The 19,752-nt window shown below is 52.7% G+C and carries 16 protein-coding genes; 8 read left to right on the forward strand and 8 right to left on the reverse strand.

What is annotated here, in order from left to right:
* Positions 1–77: 77 nt before the first annotated feature.
* Entirely contained in the window at positions 78–842 is a 765-nt protein-coding gene (locus tag F3F96_RS05390; RefSeq protein ID WP_176962234.1) for a sulfite exporter TauE/SafE family protein, read from the reverse strand.
* Positions 842–1,033: a hypothetical protein gene (locus tag F3F96_RS05395; protein ID WP_176962235.1), complete on the reverse strand. Its 192-nt coding sequence runs from the start codon at positions 1,031–1,033 to the stop codon at positions 842–844. Before F3F96_RS05395 ends, F3F96_RS05390 begins: the two co-directional genes overlap by 1 nt.
* Positions 1,034–1,243: 210 nt before the next feature.
* On the opposite strand from F3F96_RS05395, the gene trpS reads away from it, so the two are divergent.
* The 8 genes from trpS (at position 1,244) to F3F96_RS05435 (ending at position 10,641) form a co-directional block, all read left to right on the forward strand.
* Positions 1,244–2,275, forward strand: a complete 1,032-nt coding sequence (gene trpS / locus F3F96_RS05400) for a tryptophan--tRNA ligase (protein WP_176962236.1) — start codon at positions 1,244–1,246, stop codon at positions 2,273–2,275.
* An 8-nt stretch (positions 2,276–2,283) separates the two neighbouring features.
* Positions 2,284–3,033, forward strand: a complete 750-nt coding sequence (locus F3F96_RS05405; protein WP_370465507.1) for a ScpA family protein — start codon at positions 2,284–2,286, stop codon at positions 3,031–3,033.
* The gene (scpB, locus tag F3F96_RS05410; RefSeq protein ID WP_176962238.1) at positions 3,030–3,656 is read left to right on the forward strand and encodes an SMC-Scp complex subunit ScpB; all 627 of its coding nucleotides are present in this window, start codon (positions 3,030–3,032) and stop codon (positions 3,654–3,656) included. Before F3F96_RS05405 ends, scpB begins: the two co-directional genes overlap by 4 nt.
* 214 nt (positions 3,657–3,870) lie before the next feature.
* A complete protein-coding gene (locus F3F96_RS05415; protein WP_176962239.1) occupies positions 3,871–4,839 on the forward strand; it encodes a pseudouridine synthase in 969 nt (322 codons plus the stop codon).
* Positions 4,836–5,513 (forward strand): endonuclease III domain-containing protein, encoded by a 678-nt coding sequence (locus F3F96_RS05420; protein ID WP_206675278.1) that lies wholly within the window; start codon positions 4,836–4,838, stop codon positions 5,511–5,513. Before F3F96_RS05415 ends, F3F96_RS05420 begins: the two co-directional genes overlap by 4 nt.
* A gap of 56 nt (positions 5,514–5,569) precedes the next feature.
* Positions 5,570–7,411, forward strand: coding sequence for an excinuclease ABC subunit UvrC (gene uvrC, locus F3F96_RS05425; protein ID WP_176962240.1), 1,842 nt, complete (start codon positions 5,570–5,572; stop codon positions 7,409–7,411).
* A 73-nt stretch (positions 7,412–7,484) separates the two neighbouring features.
* On the forward strand, positions 7,485–8,990 hold the full coding sequence (locus tag F3F96_RS05430; protein WP_176962241.1) for a phosphomannomutase: 1,506 nt from the start codon (positions 7,485–7,487) through the stop codon (positions 8,988–8,990).
* 142 nt (positions 8,991–9,132) lie between these two features.
* Complete coding sequence (locus F3F96_RS05435) at positions 9,133–10,641, forward strand: DUF4080 domain-containing protein (protein WP_176962242.1); 1,509 nt, start codon at positions 9,133–9,135, stop codon at positions 10,639–10,641.
* A gap of 149 nt (positions 10,642–10,790) precedes the next feature.
* Here the strand turns inward: F3F96_RS05435 and F3F96_RS05440 are convergent, their stop codons facing one another.
* The 6 genes from F3F96_RS05440 to F3F96_RS05465 form a co-directional block, all read right to left on the reverse strand.
* Positions 10,791–11,642 (reverse strand): GNAT family N-acetyltransferase, encoded by an 852-nt coding sequence (locus F3F96_RS05440; protein WP_241697678.1) that lies wholly within the window; start codon positions 11,640–11,642, stop codon positions 10,791–10,793.
* Positions 11,643–11,684: 42 nt separating this feature from the next.
* Positions 11,685–12,698, reverse strand: a complete 1,014-nt coding sequence (locus F3F96_RS05445; RefSeq protein ID WP_176962243.1) for a dihydroorotate dehydrogenase-like protein — start codon at positions 12,696–12,698, stop codon at positions 11,685–11,687.
* The gene (gene nifJ / locus F3F96_RS05450; RefSeq protein WP_176962244.1) at positions 12,695–16,288 is read right to left on the reverse strand and encodes a pyruvate:ferredoxin (flavodoxin) oxidoreductase; all 3,594 of its coding nucleotides are present in this window, start codon (positions 16,286–16,288) and stop codon (positions 12,695–12,697) included. The genes F3F96_RS05445 and nifJ overlap by 4 nt, the downstream gene beginning before the upstream one ends.
* Before the next feature lie 124 nt (positions 16,289–16,412).
* On the reverse strand, positions 16,413–17,156 hold the full coding sequence (locus tag F3F96_RS05455; protein WP_176962245.1) for a hypothetical protein: 744 nt from the start codon (positions 17,154–17,156) through the stop codon (positions 16,413–16,415).
* Positions 17,153–17,716: an RNA polymerase sigma factor gene (locus F3F96_RS05460; protein WP_176962246.1), complete on the reverse strand. Its 564-nt coding sequence runs from the start codon at positions 17,714–17,716 to the stop codon at positions 17,153–17,155. Before F3F96_RS05460 ends, F3F96_RS05455 begins: the two co-directional genes overlap by 4 nt.
* Before the next feature lie 100 nt (positions 17,717–17,816).
* Positions 17,817–19,631 (reverse strand): VWA domain-containing protein, encoded by a 1,815-nt coding sequence (locus F3F96_RS05465; RefSeq protein ID WP_176962247.1) that lies wholly within the window; start codon positions 19,629–19,631, stop codon positions 17,817–17,819.
* Positions 19,632–19,752 lie beyond the last annotated feature (121 nt).

The raw sequence follows: 19,752 nt of genomic DNA on the forward strand, positions 1-19,752 counted from the left end.
CATGTTTACATAAAACTGCTGTTTCTACAATGACTAAATTAGCATATAAATCTTTACTAAACAGTGAATTACGATGACTAGCTAATGTGATTTATTCCACGATCTGGCATGGGCTTTTGCTGAGTTGAAGAGGGACTCATCTCATGCGTGGCGGCATCGTGCCCTGCTCCGCCACCATGCAGCATATGCATCAGGCTTGTGCCACGCACCATGGTGAACAGCCCGAGAAGAATGACCAGAATACCGAGCAGCTTCATCACCAGGGAGCGCCTGTTGGCGGCAAGCAGATTCACCAGAGCCGGTGCCGCCATCATTGCCGGAATAGTACCCAGACCAAAGGCCAGCATGGCAGAACCGGCTTCAACCACACCGCCGGATGCGACACTTAAACCCAATGCTGCATAAACCAGACCACAGGGTAGAAGCCCATTGGCCAGTCCAATCGCATACCAGCTTACCGGCGTACCTTTGCCGGCAGCCGATCTTATTCTTCTGACCAGCCCTAAGCCCCCAATCGCACGGGCACCCAGACGAGCAAAAGGATCAGGCATCCAGCCCGCCAGATTCAGGCCAAAGGTGATCATAATCAGTCCGGCAAACAGCGTTAAAAAAAGTTGAATCTGATCAAAACTGCCCAGCTGTTTCAGAGAGAAACCGATCAAACCGCTAATCACGCCCAACATGGTATAGGTGGTAACGCGGCCAAACTGATAAGCGCTCAAGCCTGACCACCACACTTTTGGACGGGTCATGGAGAGTGCGGAGACAAGTCCGCCGCACATGCCGATACAGTGCATACTGCCAAAGAAACCCACCGAAAAGGCGATGAAAAGCAGCGCCATCAAGACTCCGACCTATTATGAATCCCTTTAAACAGATCTCTGGTCACAATCACCTTCTGCAACCAGTTTGCCCATTTCTCAGCTGCTTTGCGTGTGGTGAAACAGCCACACTGGTGGGAGTGCTTGTTGAACCAGACATGCGCCTGATAGAGGCAATTTTTGTTCTCTTGCTGTTCCCTGACAAATAACATGACTGGCTCCTTGATCTCTTGGATAATTATATTATCATTTGATTATATGTCAAGTGCCAGATTGTCGCAGCAGCGTGTTCAAAGCATCCGGATTCGACGATGCAACACCCATTGTTACAATGGGACTGCTGCTTTGCTATCGTTCGCAGAGATGGTTGAGACATTGCGGAATCAATGGATCAAGACTTCAACGTTCACGAGGGGATAAGATTGAGCACTTCTGACAATCCACAGAACAAACCTAAACGTATTCTTTCCGGCATGCGCCCGACAGGAAAACTGCATCTGGGGCATTATAAAGGTGTACTGGAGAACTGGCTGACACTGCAGGAGCAGCATCAGTGTTTCTTCTTTGCTGCCGACTGGCATGCACTGACCACCGATTATGCCAATCCATCCATCGTTAAAGATACCATCTGGGATATGCTGATCGACTGGTTGGCAGTCGGTGTCGATCCGGAAAAAGCGGTTGTATTCATTCAGTCAGAGGTGCCTGAACATGCAGAGCTGCATCTGCTCTTCTCGTTCATGACGCCGCTCTCATGGCTGGAGCGCGTCCCTACCTACAAGGATCAGATTGAACAGCTCAGAGAAAAGGATCTCGGCACCTACGGTTTCCTCGGTTACCCGCTGCTGCAGGCTGCTGATATCCTGATCTACCGCGCTGATGGTGTGCCGGTCGGAGAGGATCAGGTGCCGCACGTGGAGCTTACGCGTGAGGTGGCTCGCCGCTTTAACCACCTCTACCGCCAGGGTATCCCTCCCCTATTCCCTGAACCTGCTTCAATGCTCATGCCAGCTGCCAAACTGCCCGGCCTTGATGGACGCAAGATGAGCAAGTCGTATAACAACACCATTGAGCTGGGTGAAACCTGGAAGGTGACCGAGAAGAAGATCAAAACCATGCCGACTGATCCGGCCCGGGTGCGCCGCGATGATCCGGGTAATCCTGAGAACTGTCCTGTCTGGGATTTCCATAAGGTCTACTCCAGTGAAGAGGAGCGCGAATGGGTCAAAGATGGTTGCACCACTGCAGGCATCGGCTGCATCGACTGCAAGATGTGCATGCTTAAACACCTTGAGGAGGAGTTGCAGCCGATCCGCGATCGCCGTATCGAGATTGCCTCCCGCCCCGATGACCTCAAAGATATCGTACGTGCTGGCAATGAGCGGGCTCGCCATGAGGCCTCCCGCACCATGGAGAAGGTACGTAAAACATTGAAGATGGGTTATCGCGTATGATTCAAGGGGTGCAGACGCCTCTGATCCAGGAGGAAGAGAAGCAGTCTGCACTGCCTCCGGTTCAACTTGATCAGTTTGAAGGGCCGCTGGATGTGCTGCTTCACCTGATTCGCAGTCAGGAACTCGATGTTTTCGATATACCACTGGCTATGATCACCCGGCAATACCTCGATATTCTCGAGGCTCAGGAGGAGCCTGATCTGGAGGTTGCCGGTGATTACCTGGTGATGGCCAGTACGCTGATGCAGCTCAAATCTCGTATGCTCTTACCACGCCCTGAAATCGATGAAGAGGGTAACGCCATTGATCCGCGTGCCGAACTTGCTGCGCAGCTGATCGCTTATGAGCAGTACCGTATGCTGGCTGAGGAGCTCAATGAGCGGCCGCGTCTGGGGCGAGATGTGTTCGTCCGCTCCATCTTCCCTGAAGCTGATGAGGTAGAGCGCCCGCTTCCCGATGGTGATTTGGACGCCCTGCTACTCGCCTTCAGAGCAGTGCTTAAACGTGTAGGCGGTGAGGTGCGCCATCAGATCTTCTCAGAGACGATGAGTGTGCGTGAACGTATGACCACCGTCCTTGAGCGACTGCGCGCAGGCGGCATGCAGCTGGATGAGTTGCTAGCTGGCGAACCCGGCCGTGAAGCGCTGGTCACCACTGTGCTTGCGATCCTTGAGCTATGGCGTCAGCAGACCATTACTGTGATCCAGAGTGAGAACTACGGATCTATTACCCTGATTCCCAAGGAGAGCATGCAATGAACAGTGACACACTACAGCAGCTGACCTCTCAGATTGAGGCGATGATTCTGGCAAGCGATGAACCGCTTAGCCTGCAGAAATTACGCAGCCTGCTTGGCGATGAGATTCAATCCTCTGACATCCGCGAAGCGATCACTGAACTTGAAGCTCATTACCAGAGTCGCGGTATCCGACTGCAAAAAGCAGCCGGTGGCTGGCAGTTCCGCACCGCTCCCGAACATGCCGAACTGATCCATAGTATGTGGGAGATAAGACCGCAGCGTCTCTCCCGATCAGCCCTTGAAACACTGGCTATTATCGCCTACCGCCAACCCACTACGCGTGCGGAGATTGAAGCGTTAAGGGGTGTAAAAGTATCCAGCCAGATGGTTGCCACCCTGCAGGAGCGCGGCTGGATCAAGGTGATTGGACGTAAAGATGTACCGGGGCGCCCTCACCTCTATGGCACCGGAAAACAGTTCCTCATCGACTTTGGACTGGAATCACTAAAGGATTTGCCGGAATCGGCGCAGTTGATGGATGAAGATGAGATCCAGCAGATGGTGATGAAAAATATTGAACAACCAGGGCCTGATAACAGTGATTCCGATCAAACCGTTGCAGTCGAAAATGAAGCCAGTTAAGGCGCAAGGAGAGTAGTTTGGTACATCCAAATAAACGACGAGCAACGCAGAATGGCTTCATTTGCGACGCAACCCTGCGGGACAGGCTATTGTTGCGCCCTGCCACGTTATTTCTCGCTAATGTGCCTTCAGCACACTGCGCTCAAAATGCCTTGCATGGCATCAACAATGTCCATGTCGGTTTGACCGGAATCGCTGTCATCAGGCCCCAATCATGAAGCCAACGAAGAAGACACAGCAGACCAAGAAACCAACCAGGCAGCCTGAAGCCAAGCGAAACACCAGAGCCTCCAAACCAGCTGAGCCAGGAAGTAAGGGCAGAGCTAAGCCGACAGAAGTGCGTGGCAAAGGCAGGCCATCTGAAGCGCGAGGCAAAGCGCGGCCTCAAGGCAAATATCAGAACAAAACCAAGCCAGCCAAGAATCTGGATCCGGTAGCCGCTAATCCAAACTCCGGTGAACGCATCAATAAATATCTGGCCCGATGCGGTCTCTGCTCAAGGCGTGAGGCTGACCGCTGGGTCGAGGCTGGCCGTGTCACCGTCAATAATGAGCTTAGCAAAGAACCGGGCCTGTTGATCCAGCCACGGGATATCGTCTGTGTGGATGGTAAACCGGTTGCAGTGCAGGAAAGCTTTACCTATATCCTCTACAACAAACCGATGGGCCAGCTCTGCACACGCCGTGATGACAAGGGGCGCGCCCTGATCTACGACACCCTTGATGTTGCCCCTAATGTGCAGTCGGTCGGCAGGCTCGATATGGACAGTGAAGGGTTGCTGCTACTCACTGATGATGGCGCACTTACCCGTGCACTGACCCACCCTGCTGCCAAACTGCCGCGTGAATATCGCGTCCGTGTCGGTGGTCAGGTCTCCATGGAGACACTGGAGAAGCTGCGCCGCGGTGGTTTTGATATCGGTGATGGCGATAAGAGTGACAGCTGGGAAGTCACCGTAAGCTCTGAAACCAAAGGCCATACATGGTTAACTGTGGTGATCACTCGAGGTCGCTATCGGGAAGTTCGCCGCACTCTTGAAACCGTTGGTCATGCCGTTCGTCGATTGATCCGCACCCGTTTCGGCCCCATTCGTCTGGAAGAGGGTATGCCGCGCGGCAGCTACAGAACACTCAATCGTGCAGAGGTCAGAAAACTACTTGATCGCACCAACATGGACCTTTGAACGATCATACTCCACTGCAGATATTTGAAACACTGTTAACGGCCTACGGCTACCAGCTATGGTGGCCGGCAGAGAGCCCTTTTGAGATGATGGTCGGTGCCGTGCTCACCCAGAACACCAACTGGAAAAATGTTGAGCAGGCTATTGGCAACCTGAAAGCGGCAAACATGCTTGATGCAGCATCGATTGCATGCGCTGACCACGAACAACTGGCTGAGGTGATCAGACCATCCGGTTTTTTCAACCAGAAGGCTTGCCGACTGCAGCTGTTTTCACGCTTTTATATTGCACACGGAGAGATTTCCGGCCTGAAAAAACAGCCGATGGCTGAAATGCGGGCACAACTTCTCGCCCTCTCCGGCATCGGCCCTGAGACTGCTGATTCGATGCTGCTCTACGGGCTGGAAAAACCGATTTTTGTCGTGGATGCCTACACCCGGCGCATCTTTACGCGTCTGGGCCTGCTACCCGAGAAGATCGATTACGATGGCATTCAGAACTATTTCCATCAGCAGCTTGAACCTCAACTCTCACTGTTTCAGGAGTACCACGCCCTGATTGTTGAACATGCCAAACGCCACTGCCGCAGCCAACCTGTCTGCGACAACTGTCCGTTACACGCCTGCTGTGCAAGCTCAGGCTCAACATCAATGCAGAACAGTCCCAATAGCTGAATGCAGCTTGCCAGCAAAGGTGTGGCGGAGCTGGCAGCAGAAGCTAGGCTCTGAGCATGTGGTTTGAATCCCCTGTCCCCCTCTCATCGCTGCCGCGTGAACCCGGTGTTTACCGTATGCTCGATGGTGAGCGCAAAGTGCTCTATGTCGGTAAAGCGCGAAACCTGAGAAAGCGGCTCTCCAGCTACTTCCAGAAAAGAGCCGATTCACCGCGCACCCAGGCGATGGTGCAGCAGATTCGTGATCTTAATTTCACCGTCACGACCTCTGAAGCTGAAGCACTGATACTTGAACACAATCTGATCAAACAGCTTAAACCGCGTTACAACGTGCTGATGAAGGATTCAAAATCCTATCCCTATATTCTGCTCAGTGATGAGAATTATCCCAAGCTGCACCTCTATCGCGGCAAACGAACATTGGCTGGAGAATATTTCGGCCCGTTCCCACATGCCGGCGCCGTACACGCCACCCTGCATGTGATGCAGTCGATCTTCCGCATTCGCGATTGTGAAAATGGTGTATTTAACAACCGCTCTCGCCCCTGTATGCAGCACCAGATCGGTCGCTGTTCTGCCCCCTGCTGTGATCTGGTCAGCCAGTCTGAATATGGTGAACAGGTCAATGAGGTGCGCCGTTTTCTCAAAGGTGAGGATGAGGCGTTGCTGAAATCGTGGGAGTCGGAGATGCAGCACGCCTCTGATGCCATGGACTTTGAGCAGGCCGCGCTACTGCGTGATCGCATCCGGGCCCTGCGCTCCATTTTGGCCGGCTCAGAGCAGAGTTCGCTACCGGAGAGTGCCGATGTCATCACCCTGATCCGCCATACTTCCGGCGTTTTGGCCAGCATCGGTGTACGCCGCTCCGGCCACGATCTGGGCACCCATACCCTGCGCATTGCTCAGGCCGTGGATGCTGAGGATAGCGAAATTCTGCAAACGCTGCTGATCGAGCGCTACCGGGATGATCTTCCACCGCATGAGATCCTAGTCAGTTGCTCGGAGGCTGAATGCAGCGAGCTGCAACGTCTGGTTCGACTCCTGCATCCAAAATGCAGATCTGTGGTCAACCATCCCCAACGCGGTGGACGCAGACAGTGGCTGGAGCAGGTTCTGCACTCAGGTCGTCAAATGCTGACAAGCCGGCGCAGTGAAGATCAGCAACCGGCATTTCAGGCGCTGACTGAACTGCTATCACTCGATATTGTCCCTGAACGCATTGCCGCTGTGGACAACGCCCATCTCGGCGGCAAACAGACAGTTGCCGCCATCACCTATGCCGGTTGGCAGGGGGCTGAAAAGGATCTCTATCGCCGCTATAAACTCGATGGCATCTCAGCTGCCGTTGATGTCAAAGAAGGTGATGATTATGGAGCGATGCAGGCGGTTTTAACCCGCTTCTTCCGCGCCATCAGTGATGAGTCGATCACCTGCCCCGATCTGATGCTCATTGATGGTGGTCGCGGCCAGCTGGGTATCGCCATTGCCTGCGCTGCCGATGCCGGTCTTCACGATCTGAAGCTGCTTGCTGTCGCCAAAGGCGATTATCGCAAGATCGGCGAAGAGACACTCTGGCCGGGTTGGTTAGAGAGTGGAGAAGCTGGTATCGGCTCTCCCTTGAAACCGGGCCGTCACTCCCCCGCCTTGATGCTGATTGCCCGCGTTCGCGATGAAGCTCACCGCTTTGCCGGTGCATATATGCGCAAACGTAAAAAACAGAGCATGTTCAGCTCGGCGCTTGATACCATCCCCGGCATCGGGCCTGCCAAACGCGCCGCACTGCTCAAACATTTCGGGGGTATCGAAGGGGTGAAAAAAGCAGGACGGGCGCAGCTTGCTCAGGCACCTGGCATCTCTGACGGACTTGCCGAACGCATTTTTATCGCGCTACATAAATAACCCTACTGTAAAAAAAGAAACTGAACGCCTATACTCGCAAACCTATTTTCGGGGATATCAGGAGCGAGCAGCTATGAGTGACACGGGTAAAGAGACCATCCAAATATCAGCATTGATGGAGAGCAGTGGTGTTAAGTTCGGCACCAGCGGCGCCCGTGGCCTGGCTGATGATATGACCGACATGGTCTGTTACGCCTACACAATGGCTTTCCTGCAGTACCTTCTTGAAAGTAAGCAGATTACAACGGGTGATGCGGTAGCCATTGCAGGTGATTATCGGCCAAGCTCTCCGCGCATCATGGCGGCTGTTGCCAAGGCTGTCGTTGCTGTTGGTTGCGAGCCGACCAACTGTGGTTTCATACCTACCCCTGCTGTTGCCTGTTATGCGATGAAGCGAAACCAGGCCAGTATTATGGTCACCGGCAGCCATATCCCGGATGATCGTAACGGCATCAAGTTCTATAAACCTGCCGGTGAGATTCTTAAAGCTGACGAGCAGCTTATGTGCAGCCGCAGTATAGAGATCGGCGAGGGTCTTTTCGACTCGCTTGGCAGTGCACTTATCGCCTCCCTGCCTGCCGAACAACCGGATGCCTACAGCGAATTTGTGCAGCGCTACCTCAACTTTTTCCCGGCCGATTGTCTTAATGGATATAAAATCGGCGTTTATGAACACTCCAGCGTTGCCCGCGATATCCTCGCTGAAGTCATTGAGGGGTTGGGGGCTGAGGTCGTGCGCCTGAACCGATCCAAAAAATTCATCCCTGTCGATACCGAAGCGATACGCCCTGAAGATGTGGCGCTGGCACTTGAGTGGTCACAGGATTTTAAGCTGGACTCTATTGTCTCCGCCGATGGTGACGGCGACCGGCCCCTGGTTTCTGATGAGAACGGTGAGTGGTTGCGCGGTGATGTGGCAGGCATTCTCTGTGCCCACTATCTCGGTGCCCGATCTGTGGCAACGCCTGTATCGTGTAACAGTGCCGTCGAGAAAAGCGGCTGGTTCGAGCAGATCGAACGCACCCGTATCGGCTCCCCCTTTGTGATTGCTGCGATGGACGCACTTGTTGCCAACGGTAGTGAAAATGTAGTTGGTTATGAGGCCAATGGTGGCTTCCTGACCGCCACTGATATTAGCCTTGATGGCAGAAGCCTGACTGCCCTGCCTACCCGTGATGCGGTCATTGTACCGCTTGCCATTCTGATGCTGGCAAAATCGTTCAATGGCAGCTCTATTTCAGAGCTTCTTAAACAGCTGCCACAGCGTTTCACCAGCAGTGATCGTCTGAAGAACTTCCCGACCGAACTCAGCCAGCAACGACTCAAGCCACTAACCGGAGAGAATATAGACAGCAACAGGCATGAGGCAGAAGCGATCCTTGGCGACCTGTTCGGTGATGTAACCGCTATCGATAACACCGATGGCGTGCGCATCACCTTCAGAAGTGGAGAAGTAGCTCATTTGCGACCCTCCGGCAATGCACCTGAGCTGCGCTGTTACAATGAGGCGGACTCTGAAGAGCGGGCTGTTGAGATGAACAAAACCTGTCTTGAGATCCTCGAAAGCTGGCGCGAATAGGCACGTTCACCACGAAGCACACGAAGATCACAAAGAACAGAAAAAAGCGTACCCCCTCGTCTGCTTCGTGAACTTCGTGGTCTTCGTGGTAAATGACAGATCATCAGCTGTCAGTTATGTCGGAACAGGTTAGCCTTCGTCAGTGCCTGATATCATCCTGACCACACTCAATGCCCGCTATACCCATAGCGCCATCGGGCTGCGTTATCTCTTCGCCAATCTTGGTGATCTGCAGGCCCGCGCGGTCATCCAAGAGTTTGTTATTAACGACAATATTCAGGATGTAGCTGAAAAGCTGCTCAAAGATAACCCCGCCATCATCGGCATCGGCGTCTACATCTGGAACGCAGACCAATGCCGTGAACTGCTGGAGACAATCAAAAAGGTATCACCACAAACCATCGTGGTGCTTGGTGGCCCTGAGGTGAGTTACAGCCCGTTTCGCGTCAATTTTGATGCGGCTGATTATATTATACAGGGCGAAGGTGATATCGCTTTTGGTGAGCTCTGCAACGCCATTTTAAATGAAAAGACAGTAGACGTGCGCATCATCAAAGCAGCCCCGGTAAACCTTGATGCGATTGAACTGCCCTACCGCTACTACAGTGATGAGGATGTGGCTAATCGCTATATCTATGTTGAGGCATCACGCGGCTGCCCCTTCCTCTGTGAGTTCTGTCTCTCTTCAATTGATAAAAAGGTACGCCCGATCTTTCTCGACAAGCTATTGGATGAGTTCGAACTGCTCTGGCAACGCGGCGTACGCAGCTTTAAATTCATCGATAGAACCTTCAACCTCAATGTGTCAGTTGCCAACCGCCTGCTCGACTTCTTTCTTGCCAAACAGCCCCCATACTTCGTCCATTTCGAGGTGATCCCCGACCATTTCCCTGTCAGCGTGCGCGAGCGCATAGGCCGTTTTCCTCCCGCCTCACTACAGCTGGAGATCGGTATCCAGACGCTCAATCTTGAGGTGGCCCGCAACATCAAACGCAACCTGAAACTGGAGAAGATCGAGGAAAACATTCGCTTTCTTGAAACAGAGACCAGCGCTCATATGCACCTTGATCTGATTGTGGGCTTGCCCGGCGAACCCCTTGAAAGCTTCGGCAGTAATCTGGACAGGCTCTGCGCTATGACCCAATCCGAGATTCAGATCGGTATCCTCAAAAAATTATCAGGCACTACCCTTAATCGCCACGATAAAGCGTTCGGCATGGTCTACAGCGACCGCCCGCCCTACGATATTCTCAAGAACAACGAGCTTGGTTTTGATGATATCCAGCGCATGAAACGCTTCGCCCGTTTCTGGGACCTCTTTTATAACAGCGGCAACTTTAAACACTCCATCCCGCTGTTATGGCCTGAAGGCAGAGTATTCGAAGGTTTCTACGCCTTCTCCGTCTGGGTTTATGGTGAAACCGCCTCCACCTGGAAAATTTCCCTCGACCGCCTTGCCCTGCTGCTCTTCCGTTATCTCACCGAGGTAAAAGCTCACGATGCCGAACCGCTGGCCACACTGTTGATTGGTGACCTGATGAAGATTGAAGGCCGCAATATGCCCAACTTTCTCAAGCCCTACCGCCAGGTCGCCCCCGAATCCAAACAGGTTCTATCCGCCCACAATAAACGCCAACTACGGCACATTTAAAACGCTAAAAGATAGCGCCCCTATTTCTCTTCAGTAAACAGATCACTTTAATCCACTTTATTAGACTTTATCTATAACCATTCGAATAATAATAGCTTTCAAGAGACATCGCATTCAAGAACATATAGTTAAAAGCCGACAACCCCACTTTATCCGAGTTCAAAGCTGGTAATGCCGTAGGTGCGTTCTAAAGAGATGTCCGGTGCTTTCTTCGTGTACATGCGCGCCGTTTCAAAGACCCGCTGCATGCCATACTCCTCTACCAGTGCAACTGCTTGCGAATTGCACTCGGGTACATCCAGGAAAATCGGCCCCGTGACTTTGTTGCACAATGCCCTGAACAGAGCTTCAGCAAATACTTTTGAGTCTGCAAACAGGGGGCCAATTTTGTAACCATTATGACACTGTCGAATAACACCGTAACCAGCAAGATCATCACCGCACATCAGTGCAACTCCAGCACTGTGAGGTTGTGCGATCCAACCGCGTAAAAAACTGCAGCGATCCTCCGCGAAAAAAGCCCGGTCGTAACGTGCTAGAAGATCGGTGGCAACCATATCCAATGGAACCAGCGTGACATCATCAATCGAAGGCTCCGCTACAGGAGTATCCAACTGGTAACGAATATTTCGGTGCGCCAGACTAAAACCTGACTTTCTATAGTTATCCTGCTGATCAACCACACCATCGAGCCCGACATTTCTGCCCTCAAGGCTGGCAACTGCAGCATTCCATATTTTCTGACCATAACCGTGCCCACGCCATTCAGGTTTAACGATATAGAAACCCATGAAGCCGAAGGTATTGCCATATTTTACCGCTGAAATCATTGCGATGGGTTCTTCATCCATGAGGCCAAGCAGATACCCGTCTGGATCAGCGACATAGAACGGTTCCGCATCATCCAGACCCGGATTCCAACCTTCTGCAGCGGCCCACTCTACGGCAAGATTCATCTCCTCACGTTTCATCGAGCGAATTTTAAATCCTGAGTTACTCATATCTCGCTCACGAAGGAACCACGACTTCATAAAAGTCCCAATCTAACGCCAGACGCCATCGGGTGAATCAAAGCTGTTGAGCACCTTGATATAGTTGGAGCGTTCAAAGGCTGCGGGATCCGTGGCTTTGGCGTGGCTTACACTGCCCTTAAGCTGGGAGATTGAGGCGTACTCCTTCTCCTCCATCCACTGTTCAATCCCTTTCAACACTTCACCTAGATATTCGGGGCCGTGATGCAGCAGCGCTGAGCACATGTGTGTCACATCGGCTCCGGCCAGCAACAGTTTGATGGCATCATCTGATGTGTGAACGCCGCTGGTCGCAGCCAGTGTCATATTCACGCGACCGTATAACATGGCGATCCAGCGCATCGAGAGGCGTGATTCGACTGAGCTTGAGAGTTTCAGGCTCGGAGTTACAGCCAGTGTTTCAAGATCGATATCGGGCAGGTAATACCGGTTGAAGAGTGAGACGCCATCCGCACCTGCCGCCTCAAGTTTTTTGACAAAGTTACCAACCGAACTGAACTGGGAAGAGAGCTTCATGATCACCGGAATATCTACCTGCTTCTTCACCTCAGAGAGTATATCCACATAACGGCTCTCCACCGCATCGGCCCATTGGGTCATATCGGCAGGCATGTAATAGACATTGAGCTCCAGCGCATCGGCTCCGGCCTGTTGCAACTGTTTGGCATGGGCAGTCCAGCCGCTTGGGGTGGTACCGTTAAGGCTGGCAATCACCGGAATTTCAAGCGAACCTTTTAACCCCTCCAGCTGTTCGAGATAGGATTCCAGATGGGTTTTATAACTATCCTCGGCAGGCAGATAGCTGGATGCCTCGAAATGGCCGATATCCTGATGATGCATCAGATGATCCAGCCGCTCCTCATCGGCATTCACCTCCTCCTCAAACAGTGAGTTCATGACAATGGCTGCTGCTCCGGCATCTTCGAGACGTTTGGCAGCGTCCGGATCACGTGCCAGAGGCGATGCAGAGGGCACCAGCGGATTTTTCAACCTCATGCCAAGGTAAGTGGTGGATAGATCAGTCATGACTTCTCTCCTTGGCTCTCAGCGTCTGCAAATGAGAGGCTGGCCAACTGTTCATAGTGGTGAAATCGCTCCAGCACGCCTGTCTGTGCTCGCTGCATCAGCTCATCGGCTGCTTCAGGGTGGGTACGCCAGAGCATCGAGAAGCGCGCTTCGGTCTGGGCAAACTCTCTGTAGGGGATCGATGGTTTCTTCGAATCAAGCTGTAGCGGATTTTTACCCTCCGCCACCCGGCGAGGGTCATAACGCAGCAGATTCATATGGCCACTGTTTACTGCTAGCTCCTGCTGTCTGATGTTATGCGAAAGATCGACACCGTGGGCGATGCAGGGGCTATAGGCGATGATCAGTGACGGGCCATCATAGGCTTCCGCCTCCATAAATGTTTTCAGCGTCTGCAGGTCCTTGGCACCGAACGCGACATGACCGACATAGACATGTTCATAAGCCATGGCGATCATCGAAAGATCCTTTTTGGGTACCGGTTTACCACCTGCCGCAAACTTGGCCACCGCCCCTATCGGTGTCGACTTGGACATCTGACCACCGGTATTGGAGTAGACCTCGGTATCGAGCACAAGAATATTCACATTACGACCACTGGCCATGAGATGATCCAGGCCGCCAAAGCCGATATCATAAGCCCAGCCGTCACCACCAATCGTCCAGACACTCTTCTTGACCAGATAATCGGCGACCGATTCGAGATTGCGCGCCATCTCGCTGTTTATACCTGCCAGGCTCTCTTTCAGCAGTTCAACACGACGACGCTGCTCGTGTATTCCCGGCTCATCCGACTGGTCGGCCCCACTAAGTGCTGCGACCAGTTCACCGTCGAGCTTCAGTTCAGACTCTTTGAGCATCTGCAGGGCATAATCGCGATGGGCATCAATGGCCAGTCGCATACCCAGGCCGAACTCGGCATTATCCTCAAACAGGGAGTTGGACCACGCAGGTCCCCTGCCCTCCGCGTTGGTGCTGTAGGGGGTGGTCGGCAGATTACCGCCATAGATCGAGGAGCAGCCGGTGGCATTGGCGATTACCATACGATCACCAAAGAGCTGGGTGGCCAATTTGATGTATGGCGTCTCACCGCAGCCGACACAGGCTCCTGAGAACTCAAACAGCGGCTGGGCCAGCATCGCCCCTTTCATGCCGTTCCAGCGAATGGCTTCACGGTTGTATTCAGGCAGTGAGAGGAAATAATCCCAGTTCTCACGCTCCTGCGCTCTGAGCGGTGGTTGCTCAGCCATATTCAGCGCCTTATGGCTGGCGTTGCTCTTATCCCTGACCGGGCAGATCTCCACACAGAGGCCACAACCGGTACAATCCTCAGGGGCAACCTGATAGGAGATACGACTTCCCGCCTCGAACTCGCGCCCTTTCACCGGCACATGTTTGAAACTCTCCGGGGCATCAGCCACTACATCTTCACTGAACACCTTAGAGCGAATCGCCGCATGCGGACAGACAAACGGGCATTTGCCGCAGTGGATACAGATATCCTCATCCCAGACCGGAATTTCAAGGGCCAGATTACGTTTCTCGAAAGCCGCCGTACCCAATGGCCAGGTACCATCGTTGGGAATAAAACTGACCGGGATGGCATCGCCACGTCCGGCAATAATCTCTCCGGTAATATTTTTGACGAAATCGGGAACATCACCGACAACGGCTGGCTGCATCACTGAACCACTGGTTACACCAGCTGGTACTTCAACCCGATGCAGATGGGCAAGAGAGGCATCAATAGCGGCAAAGTTGCGCTCAACAATCTTCGCCCCCTTACGACCATAGGTTTTCTCAACCGCTTCCTTGATTTTGGCAATCGCTTCATCTTTCTCCAGCACACCGGAGATGGCGAAGAAACAGGTCTGCATGACGGTATTGATGCGACGTCCCATACCTGACTCAGTGGCTACTGAGTATGCATCAATGACATAGAACTGCAGTTTTTTATCAATAATCTGCTGCTGCATCTTCTCGGTCAGATCATGCCACACCTCCTCATGAGAGTGTGGCGAGTTAAGCAGGAATACTGCGCCCTCAGCGGCATGGGCCAGCATATCGTAACGTTCAAGGAATACCGGCTGATGACAGGCGATAAAGTGTGCTTCATCTTCACCGATCAGATAGGTGGATCGAATCGGATCAGGGCCAAAACGCAGATGCGAGATGGTGACCGCCCCCGCCTTTTTTGAGTCGTAAACGAAAAAGCCCTGCGCATGCAGATCGGTTCCTTCACCGATGATCTTGATCGAGTTTTTATTGGCTGAAACTGTACCATCCGAGCCAAGGCCGTAGAACATGCAGCGGGTAACATTGGCATTGGCAACCAGACTCATCTCACTCCACTCCAGACTGGTATGGCTGAGATCGTCATGGATACCGATGGTGAAATGGTTCTTCGGAGACTCTTTAGCAACCTCATCGAACACAGCTTTGATCATGCCCGGCGTAAACTCTTTGGAGGAGAGACCGTAGCGGCCACCGATAATGCGTGGCATGAGTGCAAAACGATCACCGCCACAACCAACATGTTCAGCCAGTGCGGTGACAACATCCTTATACAGCGGTTCACCATCAGAGCCCGGCTCCTTGGTGCGATCCAGCACAGCGATCCTCTTCACACTGGCAGGCATCGCTTCAATCAGGTGTGTGGCAGAGAGTGGTCTATACAGGCGCACCTTAAGCAAGCCCACCTTATCACCACGGTTGACCAGCTCTTCTACCGTCTCAATCGCCGCCTCTGCGCCTGATCCCATCAGAATCACAATCGACTCGGCATCGGCTGCACCGTGATATTCAAACAGGTGATACTGCCTGCCGGTCAACTCGCCAAACTGATCAAAACACGCCTGCACAATCTCCGGCATCTCCTCGTAAAATGGATTAACCGATTCACGCCCCTGAAAATAGAGATCGGGGTTCTGACTGCTGCCGCGCAGTACCGGTGCATCGGGGGTTAAAGCACGCTTGCGATGAGCCCGAACCAGCGCATCGGGAAGCATCGCATGTAAAATTTCATCGGATGGGACAACTGCCTCATTGACCTCATGCGAAGTTCGAAAACCATCGAAGAAATGGATTACAGGAATGCGTGCTTTCAAGGTTACCGACTGGGCAATCAGCGCGAAATCCATCACCTCCTGCACCGAGTTGGAGGAGAGCAGTGCAAAACCGGTCTGGCGTACAGCCATCACATCGGAGTGATCACCGAAGATCGAGAGTGCCTGTGCAGCAATAGAGCGCGCCGCCACATGAAACACTGCACTGGTTAGCTCACCGGCAATTTTGTACATATTGGGGATCATCAGCAGCAGGCCTTGTGATGAGGTAAAGGTGGTGGTCAGAGCACCGGACTGTAGTGAACCGTGCACCGTACCGGCAGCACCGGCCTCACTCTGCATCTCGATCACTTCAGGCACAGCGCCCCATAGGTTTTTGCGCCCCTGATTCGACCATGCATCACTCATCTCACCCATGCCCGATGATGGCGTGATCGGATAGATGGCGATCACCTCATTGGTACGGTGGGCAATATAGGCTGCCGCCTCATTACCCTCGATGGTCACCTTATGCTTCTCCGCCATGCCCGCCTCCTGCTCTGAACCAGTCAGGAGTTTAACGAAACCGACGTAATTTGCATGTACCTAAATGATAATCATCCTGAATAGATACAGTTTTGATTTTTTGAAAAATCAGGCCACCCCTGCACTACTTCTCCAGAGCAGCAGTGATATCTTCAGGCAGTGGACATCTCGGGCAGGCAATTCTGAATGCCTTCAGGCTCTCTTTAGCTTCAGCCATTTCACCCTGCTGGATCAATTCACGGATATGTTTTAACCAGTCACCGATCTGCACATCAACCAAATCTTCTGAATCAGTTTTGGAACGGCTTCGCACAGCATCGGTTTTGTTCGTTTCTTCGATGCTCAAACCTGCCCCCTGATTCCCGGAGTCAAACTGTGCAGGTGCTGACCTGAACCGCTCTCTGGCGGCTGGCATGGCCTCCTTTTTAAGCGTCGATTTGGCTTTGGCTGGCTGCGCAGCTTCTACCGGAGTCGGTGATGCAGGTTGATGACTTGCTGCCGGTTCAGATAGCGCTTTTTCCTCTACCGCCTGTTTAGTCGGGAGTGGCATCTCATCCTCTTGCGTTGCATGACCCTGCTCCTGCACAGGCGCCGTATCCATCATCACTTCGGGCATCATCACTTCAGGATGCTCCTGCTTCGTCTGAATGATGAGGGAGACGGTAAGCATGGCGATGGCAACAGAAGCGAGCGGCATCTTCCAGCCGAATCTATCCCACACCCTCTTTTTCTCAGGTTTGGCTACCGCCTTGCGCGCTTGCGCGAGGATGGTCGAGTCGAGCGCCATTGGCGGCTCATCAATACGGCTCTGCCGGTAGAGATTGGAGAGATGATCATCATGAAATTCGTCATCATGTTTATCGTTCAATGTTCACCTCCCATACATAGTCTAAGTTTGACCAGTGCATAACGCATACGACTTTTCACCGCCTCGCGCCCTGCTCCGATAGAGGCGGCAATAGCATCAAGGGCAAGGCCAGCCTCCTCCTTGAGAAGGAACACCTGTCGCTGCGGTGGTGGTAACTGTTTCAGGCAGTGCATCAGCCGCTCTATCTGCTGGTTGATATCAGCCTGCTGTTCAGGCTGTTCAAAAGAGGCTGCCACCGCACAATGCTCTGAATCATCATCAACAAGATACTCATCCCACTTGCCCTGTTTACGGTAGTGATCCACCAGCCGGTTATTGGCGATGCAGTAGAGCCATGTGGAAAATTTGGCAGTGGCTTTATACTTGGCTCGGGCATTGATCACATTCACCCAGACATCCTGATAGAGCTCTTCAGCCACCGCCTTTGATTCACATGAGCGCAGCATAAAACGGTAGAGCGCAGCTTTGTGACGGGCATAGAGCGTGGCAAAGGCATCAGCGCTGCCATCTCTATAGCGGAGCATCAGCTCCTTATCACCCGGTTCATTGATATAGGACATCAGCAGAGAATGTAGCGCCTGCCCCTGTGGGAAGGAAGGTTTGCAAATTGAGGGGGAAGTGGAGATGGCAGACCAGCAAGCTGGCCTGCCAACTTCTCGCCTACTCGATGATGATGCCATCACCACTGCTGTGATGCGGTGGATGCGTCAGTTTCACATGCGCAGCATCCAGTGCAGCCGCTGTACGAACCAGATTCAGGAACTCACCACGATAACCACTGTCATCACGCCCTTTGGCATGGCGTACCAATTTCACAACAGCGTCGTAGTCCATCTTCTCTGCATAGGCTCCACCGCGCAGCAGTTCGCCAAAGGCGGCTACAGCTGCCGAGAAGCGGAAGTTGCTGGTCGCTTTAGTGATACTCTTTTTGATCATACGTCTGTGCAGCGGATATTCGATCAGCTGACTCTTATCTGCATCGGGCTGTTTGTAGCGCAGACGCAGGAAAGCAAGTTCACGGGTTGAAGCTTTTGTAGTCTTTGTTGCTGAACCATAACGCAAAGGATCAATAACCCCTTTGTCACCCTTAAGCGTGATCTCATAGAGTGCTGTAACACTGTGCCCCGCACCGATCTCACCGGCATCGACGCGATCATTATTGAAATCTTCGCGTTTAAGCATGCGATTTTCATAACCGATAAGCCGGTATTCAGAGACTACTTCGGGATTAAACTCGATCTGGATTTTCACATCTTTGGCGATAGTCATCAGTGTCGAACCCACCTCATCGATGAGCACCTTGCGTGCCTCATTGATGGTGTCGATATAGGCGTAGTTACCATTACCTTTGTCAGCCAGCTGCTCCATCAGATGATCGTTGTAGTTGCCACCACCAAAGCCGAGGGTGGTGAGTGAGATACCCGATTTTCGTTTCTGCTCAACCAGATCGATCAGTGATTCGAAGTTGGTGGTGCCAACATTGAAATCACCATCGGTCGCCAGAATCACGCGGTTGATGCCGCCCTTGATAAAGGCCTGCTCAGCCATGGCATAAGCCAGACGGATGCCTGCCCCGCCATTGGTGGAACCACCGGCCTGCAGACCATCCAGTGCCGAGGTGATACGCGCTCTCTGATTACCGGCGGTCGGTTCAAGCACCACACCGGATGCTCCGGCATAAACCACCAGTGAGATACGATCTCTGGATGAGAGCTGGCTACTGAGCATCTTCAGTGCTGATTTAAGCAACGGCAGTTTATTACTGCTAAACATGGAACCTGACACATCAACCAGGAATACAAGGTTGGAGGCAGGCAACTGACTGCGATCCATCTCATAACCTTTAATACCAATATGTAAGAGCTGCTTCTCACTGCTCCACGGCGCAGGCGCCACTTCAGCAGTCACACTGAAAGGCTGCTTGCGACTATTCGGTGTTTTATAGTCATAGGAGAAGTAATTGATCATCTCCTCGATACGTACGGCATCCTGAGGCGGCAGTCGCCCCTCATTCAACATACGACGAATATTGGCATAAGAGCCTGAATCGACATCAATACTGAAGGTGGAGACCGGATCGCTACTGACCAGCTTCACTCCATTGCGATCAAGATGGGCATAGTTCTCCCGATCAACAAGTTCAGATGGAAAGCGGATATGGCCCGGCATACCCGCCATCGACGCGATCATAGAGCGCTGTACGCCGCTAGTTGCCATGGCTGAGGCATAGGTTTCCTTCTTTGCTTTCAAACGTCTGTGCGGCGGTTGTGCGGCATCAGCAACGGATGCTGTAACTCCTTCATCCAGCTTAACTTCACTGGCAGGCTGCCCCTTACCTGCAACCGCCTCCCTCTCCTCAACGTTGATCCTGTTTTCTGAGCTGGAATCGGTTGTTTTACTTGTATTGCACGCCCCCAGTAGCAGGGCTGAAAACATGGTGGCTGTAATGAGCAGCACTCTCTTTTTGATTAACATCGTGATCTCCTCTCGTTCAATGGTTTCAGGCTTGGCCTGTAGATATAAACGCAGGAGATTGGAAAAGGGGTTAAACGGGATTCACACGAGATTCAGCAAGTGACGCACATTGCGATTCGGG

Source organism: Mariprofundus sp. NF (genome assembly GCF_013387455.1).
GTDB lineage: Bacteria > Pseudomonadota > Zetaproteobacteria > Mariprofundales > Mariprofundaceae > Mariprofundus.